The 11,477-nt window shown below is 69.6% G+C and carries 10 protein-coding genes, 1 pseudogene and 1 riboswitch; of the genes and pseudogenes, 6 read left to right on the top strand and 5 right to left on the bottom strand.

Annotated features, from left to right (window positions below; all coding sequences use genetic code 11):
• The first annotated feature begins 71 nt into the window (after positions 1 to 71).
• Positions 72 to 2,597: an L-aspartate oxidase gene (locus tag IEZ27_RS46455; protein WP_189653097.1), complete on the top strand. Its 2,526-nt coding sequence runs from the start codon at positions 72 to 74 to the stop codon at positions 2,595 to 2,597.
• Between the two features lie 3 nt (positions 2,598 to 2,600).
• Positions 2,601 to 3,383: a type III pantothenate kinase gene (locus tag IEZ27_RS46460; protein WP_189653098.1), complete on the top strand. Its 783-nt coding sequence runs from the start codon at positions 2,601 to 2,603 to the stop codon at positions 3,381 to 3,383.
• 84 nt (positions 3,384 to 3,467) lie between these two features.
• On the opposite strand, the gene IEZ27_RS46465 is transcribed toward IEZ27_RS46460, so the two are convergent.
• Positions 3,468 to 3,944 carry a hypothetical protein gene (locus tag IEZ27_RS46465; protein WP_125641694.1) on the bottom strand — a complete coding sequence of 159 codons (477 nt, stop codon included), beginning with the start codon at positions 3,942 to 3,944 and terminating at the stop codon, positions 3,468 to 3,470.
• Positions 3,945 to 4,116: 172 nt separating this feature from the next.
• On the opposite strand from IEZ27_RS46465, the gene lysX reads away from it, so the two are divergent.
• Positions 4,117 to 5,574, top strand: coding sequence for a bifunctional lysylphosphatidylglycerol synthetase/lysine--tRNA ligase LysX (gene lysX, locus IEZ27_RS46470; protein ID WP_229824971.1), 1,458 nt, complete (start codon positions 4,117 to 4,119; stop codon positions 5,572 to 5,574).
• Positions 5,575 to 5,612: 38 nt separating this feature from the next.
• Here lysX and IEZ27_RS46475 read toward each other — a convergent pair whose 3' ends face one another.
• A complete protein-coding gene (locus IEZ27_RS46475) occupies positions 5,613 to 6,542 on the bottom strand; it encodes an NADP-dependent oxidoreductase (protein ID WP_229824967.1) in 930 nt (309 codons plus the stop codon).
• Between the two features lie 82 nt (positions 6,543 to 6,624).
• Here IEZ27_RS46475 and IEZ27_RS46480 point away from each other — a divergent pair, with 82 nt between their 5' ends.
• Positions 6,625 to 7,023 carry a winged helix-turn-helix transcriptional regulator gene (locus IEZ27_RS46480; protein ID WP_189653100.1) on the top strand — a complete coding sequence of 133 codons (399 nt, stop codon included), beginning with the start codon at positions 6,625 to 6,627 and terminating at the stop codon, positions 7,021 to 7,023.
• Here the strand turns inward: IEZ27_RS46480 and IEZ27_RS46485 are convergent.
• Complete coding sequence (locus tag IEZ27_RS46485) at positions 7,013 to 7,927, bottom strand: cytochrome P450 (RefSeq protein WP_229824968.1); 915 nt, start codon at positions 7,925 to 7,927, stop codon at positions 7,013 to 7,015. The two genes, IEZ27_RS46480 and IEZ27_RS46485, sit on opposite strands and share 11 nt — an antisense overlap.
• A gap of 467 nt (positions 7,928 to 8,394) precedes the next feature.
• Between IEZ27_RS46485 and IEZ27_RS46490 the strand changes: the two genes are divergently transcribed.
• Positions 8,395 to 8,607, top strand: a complete 213-nt coding sequence (locus IEZ27_RS46490; protein ID WP_125641683.1) for a helix-turn-helix domain-containing protein — start codon at positions 8,395 to 8,397, stop codon at positions 8,605 to 8,607.
• 91 nt (positions 8,608 to 8,698) lie between these two features.
• Here the strand turns inward: IEZ27_RS46490 and IEZ27_RS46495 are convergent, their stop codons facing one another.
• Positions 8,699 to 9,742, bottom strand: coding sequence for a C40 family peptidase (locus IEZ27_RS46495; protein WP_229824969.1), 1,044 nt, complete (start codon positions 9,740 to 9,742; stop codon positions 8,699 to 8,701).
• A 6-nt stretch (positions 9,743 to 9,748) separates the two neighbouring features.
• Positions 9,749 to 9,900, bottom strand: a riboswitch (cyclic di-AMP (ydaO/yuaA leader).
• Positions 9,901 to 10,187: 287 nt separating this feature from the next.
• On the opposite strand from IEZ27_RS46495, the gene IEZ27_RS46500 reads away from it, so the two are divergent.
• Positions 10,188 to 10,757: an amino-acid N-acetyltransferase gene (locus IEZ27_RS46500; RefSeq protein ID WP_125641677.1), complete on the top strand. Its 570-nt coding sequence runs from the start codon at positions 10,188 to 10,190 to the stop codon at positions 10,755 to 10,757.
• Positions 10,758 to 10,767: 10 nt separating this feature from the next.
• Here the strand turns inward: IEZ27_RS46500 and IEZ27_RS46505 are convergent.
• Positions 10,768 to 11,477, bottom strand: a pseudogene (locus IEZ27_RS46505) (hypothetical protein); the annotation flags it as partial.

Raw genomic sequence — 11,477 nt, forward strand, 5'->3', positions numbered from 1 at the left:
CCCGGGGCATGTCCACGCTGCGCCAGGCGTTATCGTCATAGTGACGAAATCGCCTCAGTGAGGAGACCCCCATGAGTGCACCGGCGATTCCCCTGCGTCTGACGGCCCCCGAGCCCGGGTGGACCGTAGAGGCGGACGTGGTCGTCGTCGGCTCCGGCGTCGCGGGCCTGACCGTGGCCCTGCGCCATGCCGAGCTGGACCCCACGGCCAAGGTCCTGGTCGTGACCAAGGACGTGCTGTCCGCCGGCTCGACCAAGTGGGCCCAAGGGGGCATCGCGGCCGTGCTCGACCCGCGTGACACCCCCGAGGAGCACCTGAGTGACACGCTGGTCGCCGGGGTCGGGCTGTGCGACACCAAGGCCGTACGGACGCTGGTGACCGAGGGGCCCGGCGCGCTGCGGCGGCTCATGGCGCGCGGCGCCCGGTTCGACCGCAATCCCAACGGGGAGCTCCAGCTCACCAGAGAAGGCGGCCACCGGCGCCGCCGGATCGTGCACGCCGGCGGCGACGCCACGGGCGCGGAGGTGCAGCGGGCGCTGGTCGAGGCGGTGCGCGCCGGGTCGATCGAGGTGATCGAGCACGCGCTGGTGCTCGACCTGCTCAAGGACGCCCAGGGGCGCGCCAGGGGAGTGACTCTGCACGTCATGGGCGAGGGCGCGCGCGACGGCGTCGGCGCGGTCCGGGCGCGGGCGGTGGTGCTGGCCACCGGCGGCATGGGCCAGGTCTACGCCGCGACGACCAACCCGGTCGTGTCCACCGGCGACGGCGTGGCGCTCGCGCTGCGGGCCGGGGCGGTCGTGCGCGACCTCGAATTCGTCCAGTTCCACCCCACTGTGCTGTGGCTGGGCGAGGGCTCGACCGGCCAGCAGCCGCTGATCTCCGAGGCGGTCAGGGGCGAGGGCGCCTTCCTGGTCGACCACGAGAACAACAGGTTCATGCAGGGGGTGCACGAACTGGCCGACCTGGCGCCGCGCGACGTCGTGGCCAAGGCGATCACCAAGACGATGCTCGAGACCGGCCGTGACCACGTCTTCCTCGACGGCCGCCACTTCGGCAGGGTGAAGTGGGAGAGCCGTTTCCCCACCATCTACGCCGTCTGCCGCGAGCACGGCATCGACCCGGTCACCGAGCCGATCCCGGTCTCCCCGGCCGCCCACTACGCCAGCGGCGGCGTACACACCGACCTGTCCGGCCGTACCTCGATCGAGGGCCTGTACGCGTGCGGCGAGGTCGCCTGCACCGGCGTGCACGGCGCGAACCGGCTGGCCTCCAACTCCCTCCTTGAGGGCCTGGTCTTCGCCGAGCGCATCGCCGAGGACATTCACCGCACGCGCCCCGAGCCGGGCGAGCCGGTTCCGGCGCGGGTCGCGACGGGCCTGGTGGACCCCAGGGTCAGGCCCAGGCTCCAGGCGCACATGAGCGCCGGCGCCGGGGTGCTGCGCAGCCGCGCGTCGCTGCAGGCCACGTCGAAGGCGCTGCGCGACGCGCTCTGGACGCCCGTCGCGGTGCCGGCCTGCACCGAGTCCTGGGAGGCGGCCAATCTGCTCACCGTCGGCGCCGTCCTGACGGGTGTGGCGGCGGCAAGGCTGGAGACGCGCGGCTCCCATTGGCGTGAGGACCACGAGAACCGGGACGACAATGAGTGGCTGGGCCACCTGGATGTGACCCTGACCGAGGAGGGCCTTCGCATGACGTACACCCCGCACGGCGAGGCGATGCCGCCGCGCCTGGCCCAGGAACTGGCCGCCGCCGGGCTCGACCCGGCCGAGGTCGACGCGCTGATCGACCGCGCGCTCGCCGAGGACCTCCAGGAGGCGGGCGACGTGACGAGCCTGGCCACGATCCCGTCCGGGCAGCGTTCGACCGCCGACGTGGTGGCCCGCAGGGACGGCGTCGTGGCCGGGCTGGCCGTGGCCGAGGCGGTCTTCGCCCGGCTGTGCGGCGGGCGGGCCGAGCGGCGGGCCAAGGACGGCGAGCGGGTCGCGGCCGGCGACGTGCTGATGACGGTCGAGGGCCCGACGCGGGCCGTGCTGACCGCCGAGCGCACCGCGCTCAACCTGCTCACGCACCTGTCCGGGGTCGCCACGCTGACCGCCGGCTGGGTGGCCGCGATCGAGGGCACGCGGGCGCGGGTGCGCGACAGCCGCAAGACCCTGCCGGGTCTGCGGGCCCTGGAGAAGTACGCTGTGCGCTGCGGCGGCGGCGTCAACCACCGGATGTCGTTGTCGGACGCGGCCCTGATCAAGGACAACCACGTCGTGGCGGCCGGCGGCGTGGCCGAGGCGTTCCGCGCGGTCAGGGAGCGTTATCCCGACCTGCCGATCGAGGTCGAGATCGACCGGCTCGACCAGCTCGGGCCGGTGCTGGACGAGGGCGCCGCGGAGATCCTCCTGGACAACTTCACGGTCGAGGACACCGTACATGCCGTACAAATCGTGAAAAGTCGGGCGAAAAACAGGGTTGCGCTTGAAGCGAGTGGGGGATTGACCTTGGAATCGGCTCGTGATGTGGCTGAAACTGGCGTTGACTACCTTGCGGTGGGAGCGCTCACCCACTCGGCGCCGGCCCTGGACATCGCACTGGATTTGCGGGGGTAATTGATGCTGCTCACGATCGACGTCGGCAACACGCACACGGTGTTGGGGCTGTTCGAGGGCGAGGACGTCATCGAGCATTGGAGGCTGGCCACGGACTCCCGCCGCACCGCCGACGAGATCGCCGTCGTGCTCCAGGGGCTGCTGGCCCAGTCACCGCTGCTCAAGGGCGCCGACGTCAGCGGCATCGCGATCTGCTCGACCGTGCCGAGTGTGCTCAACGAGATGCGGGAGATGTGCCGCCGCTACTACGGCGACGTCACGGCCGTGATCGTGGAGCCCGGCGTGCGCACGGGTGTGCCGGTCCGCATGGACAACCCGAAGGAGGTCGGCAGCGACCGCATCGTGAACGCCCTGGCCGCCATCGACCAGTACGGCGGCCCGTGCATCATCGTCGACTTCGGCACCGCCACCTCCTTCGACGCCGTCTCGGCCAAGGGCGAGTACGTCGGGGCGGTCACCGCCCCCGGCATCGAGATCTCGGTCGACGCCCTGGCCGCCGCCGGCGCACAGTTGCACAAGGTGGAGCTGGTCAGGCCGCGTTCGGTGATCGCCAAGAACACGGTCGAGGCGTTGCAGGCCGGCATCATCTACGGCTTCGCCGGCCAGGTCGACGGCATCGTCGAGCGTATGGCGGCCGAGCTGGCCGACGACCCCGACGAGGTGACCGTCGTGGCGACCGGCGGGCACGCGGCGCTGGTGGTCGGCGAGTCGCGTTCGATCGACGTGCACGAGCCGTGGCTGACCCTCATCGGCCTGCGCCTGATTTATCACCGAAACACCGCTTAGAACGTGACAACCGGTAGAACGTGACAAGCGGCCCCCCGCTCGGGATGGGGGGCCGCTCGCCGGTCGTGGTGTCACCTGCCGGGATCACTCGTCCTCGGCCGTGTAGAGGTAGCTCCAGGGGCCGCACTTCGTGGCGAAGCTGCCCTGCTCGGAGACCTGGCAGACCTTGGCCCGCAGGGTGAAGACGTCGTTCTCCTCGAAGTGGAACTTCTTGTAGCCGGGGAAGCCGCAGTACTTCTTGGTGTAGACCGTGGACCAGTCGCCCTCGGAGTCCTCGGCCTGGAACTTCACGTACCCGCACTTGCCGCCCTCGTCGTAGTCACGGTCGTCCAGGTCGTAGAGCCTGCCGCTGACGTGGACCTCGTTGGACTCGTCGTCGTCCCACTCGACGCTCACCTGGCCCTGAGCCTTGGCCAGGTGGTACTTGGCGTACACCGGGCCCCAGGAGCCGGAGTAGTCGTCGAAGTCGGCCGTGCTGGCGCTGGCGGCCGTAGGAAGCGACAGGGCCACGGCGCTGGTGGCGGCGATGGCGAGGATGCCCGTCGCGATCTTCCTGATCATGATGTCTCCCGGAGCTCACCTCGGGCCGGCTCCCTGCCGGCTACCCCCTGAGCTCGTGAGTCATTGGTACAAAAGGGTCCTTGCAGCGCCCCTGCAGGGAACCGTCACGAGCGCTTGCAGTTCGCCGTATCCCCTACGCTTTGTTGTTGTGAGCGAGGAACTTCCAGAGCAGATGCGCATCCGGAGGGAAAAGCTCGACCGCCTCCGCAGCGAGGGCGTCGACCCTTACCCGGTGAACTTCCCACGTACGGCGACCAACGCCGAGGTCAGGGAGAAACACCAGGGCCTGGAGCCCGACACCGCCACCGGCGAGACGGTCGCGGTCGTGGGGCGCGTCATGCTCAACCGCGTGGGCGGCAAGCTCTGCTTCGCCACGCTCCGCGACGGCGGCGACGACCTCCAGGTCATGATCTCGCTCGACAAGGTCGGCGAGGAGTCCCTGGCCTCCTGGAAGCGCGACGTCGACCTCGGCGACCACGTCGGCGTGATCGGCGAGGTCATCACCTCGCGCCGCGGCGAGCTGTCGATCCTTGCCGACAGCTGGCAGATCACCGCCAAGTGCCTGCGCCCGCTGCCGGAGAAGCACGTCGGGCTCACCGACCCCGAGGCGCGGGTGCGCCAGCGCTACGTCGACCTCATCGTCAACGACGAGGCCAGGAAGATGGCCCGGGTGCGCAGCGCGACCGTGCGCGCGGTGCGCGACTTCTGGCACGAGGAGGGCTACCTCGAGGTCGAGACCCCGATGTTGCAGCCCATCCACGGCGGCGCGACGGCCCGGCCGTTCAAGACCCACATCAATGCCTACGACATGGAGCTCTACCTTCGCATCGCGATCGAGCTCTACCTCAAGCGGCTGGTGGTCGGCGGCATCGAGAAGGTCTTCGAGATCAACCGCAACTTCCGCAACGAGGGCGCCGACTCCACGCACAACCCCGAGTTCACCATGCTCGAGGCCTACGGCACCTACCTCGACTACAACGACATCGCCGACCTGACGCAGCGCATGTACCAGAAGGCCGTCATGGCCGCCCTGGACACGTCCGTGGTCGTGCACGACGGTGTCGAGATCGACCTCGGGATGGAGAAGTGGCCCCGGGTCAGGCTCTACGACCTGGTGTCCGACGCGGTCGGCGAGGAGATCACGACCGAGACCACCCTTGAGGAGCTGCGGAGGATCGCCGACCGCCGCGAGGTCCACTGGGACCCGAAGTGGGGCTCGGGCAAGCTCGTCCAGGAGCTCTTCGAGGCGCTGGTCGAGCACACCCTCGTCCAGCCGACGTTCGTCATGGACTACCCGCTGGAGACCTCGCCGCTGGCCCGCCTCCACCGCGACAACCCGCTGCTCACCGAGAAGTGGGACCTGATCGGGTTCGGCACTGAGCTCGGCACCGGCTACTCCGAGCTCAACGACCCGATCGACCAGCGCCACCGGCTGGTGGAGCAGTCGCTGCTGGCCGCGGGCGGCGACCTGGAGGCCATGCAGCTCGACGAGGACTTCCTCCAGGCCCTTGAGTACGCGATGCCGCCCACGGGTGGCATGGGCGCCGGCATCGACCGGATGATCATGGCCTTCACGGGCAGGAACATCCGCGAGACCATCCTGTTCCCGCTGGTCAAGCCCACTCACTGAGCCGCCGCCCGCCGCCCCGCGTCCGACACGCGGGGCGGTCAGGGCAGCAACACCAGACGGCCGCGCAGCCTGCCCTCCGCCTGGCGCGCGTGGGCCTCGGCGACCTGGTCCAGCCCGTACGTCTCGGCCACCCGCAACGTCAGCCGGCCGGCCTCGACCAGGCGTACCAGCTCCGCCAGCTGGTAGGCGTCCGAGCGGAAGAAGACGGTGGCCACGTCGGTCCCGCGCAGCGCCACCGGCGCGACCCCGGCCGACAACGCCACGAACGCCCCGCCGTCCCGTACGGCGTCGAGCGCGGGCAGGCCCAGCACCGCCGCGTCCACGACGGCGTCCACGCCACCGGGGACCAGTGCGCGTACGGCCTCGGCCAGTTCCTCCTGGCGGGGGACGAACCATTCCGCCCCGAAGTCCCGTACCAGCTTCTCGTCCGCGGCACCGGCGGTGGCCACGACCCGGATGCCGCGCTCGGCGGCCAGCTCGACCAGGTAGCCGCCGACGGCTCCCGCCGCGCCTGTGACCAGCAGCGTGCCGCCCGGGCCGACGCCGGTCCGGTCGAGGGCCTGCCAGGCGGTGAGCCCGTTGAGCGGCAACGTGGCGGCCTGGGCGGCGCTCACGTTCCTGGGGGCGCGGGCCACGGCCGAGGCGTCCAGCACGACGTACTCGGCCTGCGCCTTGTACGGCAGCTCCAGCCGCGCGCACAGCCCCACGACCTCCTCGCCCACGCCGAAGGTCGTCCCCGGGCCCACCTGGTCCACGGTCCCCGCCACGTCGAAGCCGATCCCGTACGAGTCCCGCTTCCTGGCCAGCCCGTACGTGACCAGCGCCCCGGCGGCCACGGCCAGGTCGAAGGGGTTCACCCCGGCCGCCGCCACTTTGATCCGTACCTGGCCGGGCCCGGCCTCCGGCACCGGGGCCGTCACCAGGAGGGGGGCGCCGGAACCGCCGATGATCGCACGCATGTTCGTCATGGCCGTGACCCTAGGAGGGGTTACTCTCTCCTGGTAAGAAGGCACCTGAAGGTGCGTAACATACGGCGAGGAGCGAGACCCGGTGGCGACGACGACGGCGGCGCAGCGGCGTGACCAGGCCAGGCTGGCCTTCGACGCCTACTTCGCCGAATGCCCCTCCAGGAAGCTGCTCGACCGCCTCAGCGACAAATGGGTCACGCTGGTGCTCAGCGCGCTGGCCCGCGGCGAGTGCCGCTACAGCGACCTGGCCAGGCGCATCGCGGGCGTCAGCCAGAAGATGCTCACGCAGACCCTGCGCGGCCTCGAACGCGACGGCCTGGTGGCGCGCCGGGTCACGCCGCAGGTGCCGGTGCGGGTCGACTACGCGCTCACCCCGCTGGGCGAGAGCCTGATGCCGCTGGTGGCCGCCATCAAGAGCTGGGCCGAGGAGTACATCGAGGACGTCGAGGCCGCCCGCGAACGTTACGACGCTACCGCCTGAGCCGTACCGGCAGCCGGGCGAGGCCGCGCAGCACCACGTTCTCCTTGTACGGCGGGTCCGGATCGGCGGCCTCCATCTTGGGCGCCGCCGCGGCCAGCGCGGACAGCGCGATCTCGCCCTCCATCCTGGCCAGCGTCGCCCCCAGGCAGAAGTGCGCGCCGAGCCCGAAGGCGAGGTGCCGCCCCGGCTCGCGGCCGGGGTCGAACCGGTCGGGATCGGGGAACGCGGCCGGGTCGCGATTGGCCGCGCCGATCGGGACGAGCACGGCCGAGCCCGCGGGCACCGGCCACCCACCCAGCTCCCTGTCCTCCAGCGCGATCCTGGAGGTGAGCTGGACCGGCGGGTCGAAGCGCAACACCTCCTCGACCACCTCCCTCGGCCGCTCGGCGGCGCGGTGCAGCAGGCCGTGCCGCAGCAGGTTCAGCACGCCGTTGGCGATGAGGTTGACGGTGGTCTCGTGGCCGGCCACGAGCAGCAGCACGCAGGTCGCCAGCAACTCGGCCTCGGTGAGCTCCTCGACGTGTGCGAGGGCGCTCAGGAGGTCCTCGCCGGGACGCTCGCGCCTGAGCGCGATGAGGCCGCGGAAGTAGTCGCGGAACTCGATCCTGGAACGGTCCGTTTCCGATCTGAGGGCGTCTGTCAGCACCGGGTCAAGTCCGCGGGCAAGTGCCTCGCTCCACCCGCGGAAGCGGTCGTGGTCCTCGGGCGGCACCCCGAGCATCTCGCTGATCACCTTCACCGGCAGCGGGTAGGCGAAGCCGGAAATCAGGTCCGCCTCCTCCGGCAGACGCCCGATCAGGTCGGCGGTGATCGCCTCGATCCGGGGCCGGAGGCGTTCGATCATGCGGGGGGTGAACGCGCGGCTGACCAGTGCACGCAACCGGGTGTGATCGGGCGGGTCCATGAGCAGGAATGACCTTCCCGGCTGACCAGGCTCTTCGCCGGCCGGCGCGGACGTTCCGTGACCGAACCCCGGATCGCGCAGCACGGCCGCGCACAGTTCATATGTGGTGACGACGAGCAGCCCGCCGCGCGTTTCGAAGATCGGTCCGGCGGCTCGAAGCTCGCGATATCGGTCGTACGGATCGCGCACAAATTGCGGATCCGAGGGATCAAAACCCAAGAGATCGGTAGCGTTCATCGACTGTGGGCCCGGCTTTCCGAAAAGATCGTTTGGACCGTGCATAGTGGGCCGTGACGTGCCGACATATGGCGAGTACGTCACATATAAGCGATCATGTCAATAGCACTGGTCAAGGGCGGCCATTGTCACGCTTGACGACCTTTCCAGGATGCGTTTACCTTCACCGAGACGAGCGGCTTTGCTCCGACTGAAAGGTCCGAGTTCTGCTGTTGGGGGGAGGGCTCCCGGTGGATGTGCTCACTGAAGGCGTAGAGCTGAGCCATGCGGATTTGGCGTTACTGGCCGAGCTGGCCAGAGGAGTTACCGTCGACCGGGTCGGCAGACGGCTGGATATCAGCGGAAGGACCGTGCGCCGGAGACTGAGGTGCATCTGCGACCGGATCGGCGTGGCCACGGCGATCGAGGCTGTGGCCTGGGCGGCGCGCCGCCAGCTCATCTAGCGGCTTCATCGGGCAACGCGCCGGGCCACGGGCCCGGCGCGTTCCGTGATGCGAACACCCCGCTCGGTTCGCGTCGCGAACGTCCGTCCGGTCAGTCCGCGATGCGGACGGCGCCGGCGAACGGCCGCCTTCCCATCGGGGCGACCCGGACGACGTCGCCCGTCTGCGGGGCGTGGACCATCATGCCGCCGCCGATGTAGATGCCGACGTGGTGCAGGTCGGTGTAGAAGAAGACCAGGTCGCCAGGACGTAGCTGGTCACGCGAGACGTGCGTGCCGGCTGTCCACTGGTCGCCGGTGTAGTGGGGGAGCGAGATGCCCACACGCTGGTACGCGGCCATCACCAGGCCGGAGCAGTCGTAGGAGCTGGGCCCTTCGGCGCCCCACACGTACGGCTTGAGCTGCTGGGTGAGGGCCCACTTGGCGGCCTGGGCGGCCTTGCCGCTGCCGATGACCGGCAGGTTGACCCGTACGGCGCGCGAGCCCGGGCGGCCGGCCTCGCCGATGGCCCGCCGGTAGAGGTTGCCCTCGACCTTGGAGACCAGCTTGGTGATCTTCGAGCGCTTGCTCTCCAGGTCGCTGACGATCTTCTGGACCTCGGCGATGCGGGTCTTGGCGCCGGCCCTGGCCCGCTCGGCGGTCTCCATGGCCTGGGCGAGCTGGTTGACCTCCTCGCCCTGCTGCTGCTCCAGCGCGTACGTGGTCGCGGCCCGGTCGAGGAAGGTCTCGGGGTCGTCGGACTGGGCGAAGGCGAGGGCCCGGTCCAGGCCGCCGGTGATGTAGGCGTTCTGGGCGAGCTGCGTGGCCTTGGCGCGCTTGGCGGCCAGGTCGGACTCGCTGTTGGCCAGCGTCTTCTGGGCGGAGTCGTTGGCCTTCTGGGCGGCCTTGAGTCGTTCGCGCTGACCGTTGTAGTCCTCGGACAGCGTCTCGATCTCCTCGTGCAGCTTCTCCACCTTGTCGGCGAGCTCGGAGAGCGGCGGCTTCGGGTCGGCGGCCGCAGAACCGACGGGGACGGCGAACAGGAGCGCGGCGACGGAGACGCCGATGACGCCGAGGCGACGGGAGCGCCTGGCCTGTTCCCGGGGGCGGGCGTGTCTGCCCGCCGGCTTCCCCTCACGGTCGAGCGTGCGCTTCACCAACCAAGCCCCTCTCATCGACGCCGGCCGGGTTAGCTGACGGGTTCGGGCCGGAGCAGCCCTACCGAGATGATCGGATTCACCCCAAGTGGTGGCGCGAGGTGCTCGCCACCGATGGTTCCCCGGCTTCCCTCGCGGGAATTGGGCGTGTCTTTCCGCGCGCATTACGCGGAGAACATCGTCGCTGGACACTAATGCACTCCGGGTTCGCGCTCAACCGGAACTGCCGACTCTGTAGAGGTTTCACAACTGAAGGGTCACAAGGTGGTCTCGTGAGTAGCCGTACGGAAGCGGGCTTCTGCCCTGTTTGTCCAAAATTCTGGAGGTCGAGGACTGGAGGAAAGCTCCAAGTCAGACCGTGTTTGCGTGACCACGAGATGTGATGAGATGCCCGAGACGTGGGATTTAGGGCCGAGCCGTAATGAGATCTGTACCCTGGATAGCCATGGAGCAGGTGGCCGAAGTGGCAGTCCCCGAGACCGCGGTCGTGGTCCGGCGCGCGCGCACGCCCGACGTGCGCGCGGTCAGGCGTCTCGTGGACACCTACGCGGGCGCGGGGCCGCGGCTCCTGGAGAAGGCCACGGTCACGCTGTACGAGGACGTCCAGGAGTTCTGGGTGGCCGAGAGGGGTGGGGAGGTCGTCGGCTGCGGCGCGCTCCACGTTCTCTGGGAGGATCTCGCCGAGGTTCGTACCGTGGCCGTCGATCCGGCGTGCCGGGGAGCGGGGGTCGGGCACCGGATCGTCTCGGCGCTCGTCCGGCAGGCGAAGGATCTGGGGCTGCGGCGTGTATTCTGTCTGACTTTTGAGGTCGACTTCTTCGCGAGGCACGGTTTCCGCCCCATCCAGGGCACACCGGTCTCACCCGAGGTCTACGCCGAGTTGCTGGCCTCGTACGACGAGGGTGTGGCGGAGTTCCTCGACCTGGAACACGTCAAGCCGAACACCCTTGGCAACACCCGCATGCTGCTGCATCTGACATCGGGTGACGCGGACCTTGACCACATGGAAAGGTGATTGTTGATACCTATGTCGATACGTTGGGCAGCACAGGCATGTGTCCTGACACGTGCCACATGCGCACTCGAAGCGAGGTGACACGGTGAGCACCGGACAGCCGCCGTATCCACAGGACGATTCCGGGGAGAACCCCTCGGAGTACGGGCAGTACCAAGGGCGTCGCCCCGGTGAGCCCGACCCGGACGTCACTGTGGTCGGCTACCGGGCGGACGACGCCTACGGCCAGCCCCAATACGGACAGCAGCAACAAGGCTACGGCCAGCAACCCCAATACGGTCAGCAACCCCAGCACGGCCAGCAGCAGGGCTACGGCCAGCAACCCCAGTACGGCCAGCAGGCCGCCTCGGGTCAGCAGGGCTACGGTCAGCAGCAGGGCTATGGGCAGGACGCCCAGTACGGTCAGCAGCAGGGTTACGGTCAGCAGCCGCAGTCCTCCGGCCAGCAGTACTCCCAGCCCGGCTACGGCCAGCAGGACCAGTACGGCCAGCAGGCCGCCTCGGGTCAGCAGGGTTACGGCCAGCAGCAGGGCTACGACCAGGGTTACGGCCAGCAGGGCCAGGCCCAGCAGCAGCAGTACGGCCAGCAGGGTTACGGCCAGCAGCCCTCCTCCGGCCAGCAGCAGGGCTATGGGCAGGACGCCCAGTACGGTCAGCAGCAGGGTTACGGTCAGCAGCCGCAGTCCTCCGGCCAGCAGTACTCCCAGCCCGGCTACGGCCA

The sequence above is a fragment of the Nonomuraea spiralis genome, assembly GCF_014648435.1.
Lineage (GTDB): Bacteria > Actinomycetota > Actinomycetes > Streptosporangiales > Streptosporangiaceae > Nonomuraea > Nonomuraea spiralis.

Coding starts and splice junctions, on each gene's coding strand:
- IEZ27_RS46460 (WP_189653098.1), top strand. CDS start 2,601: ATGCTGCTCACGATCGACGTCGGCAACACGCACACGGTGTTGGGGCTG.
- IEZ27_RS46455 (WP_189653097.1), top strand. CDS start 72: ATGAGTGCACCGGCGATTCCCCTGCGTCTGACGGCCCCCGAGCCCGGG.
- IEZ27_RS46500 (WP_125641677.1), top strand. CDS start 10,188: ATGGAGCAGGTGGCCGAAGTGGCAGTCCCCGAGACCGCGGTCGTGGTC.
- IEZ27_RS46485 (WP_229824968.1), bottom strand. CDS start 7,927: ATGGACCCGCCCGATCACACCCGGTTGCGTGCACTGGTCAGCCGCGCG.
- IEZ27_RS46465 (WP_125641694.1), bottom strand. CDS start 3,944: ATGATCAGGAAGATCGCGACGGGCATCCTCGCCATCGCCGCCACCAGC.
- lysX (WP_229824971.1), top strand. CDS start 4,117: ATGCGCATCCGGAGGGAAAAGCTCGACCGCCTCCGCAGCGAGGGCGTC.
- IEZ27_RS46475 (WP_229824967.1), bottom strand. CDS start 6,542: ATGACGAACATGCGTGCGATCATCGGCGGTTCCGGCGCCCCCCTCCTG.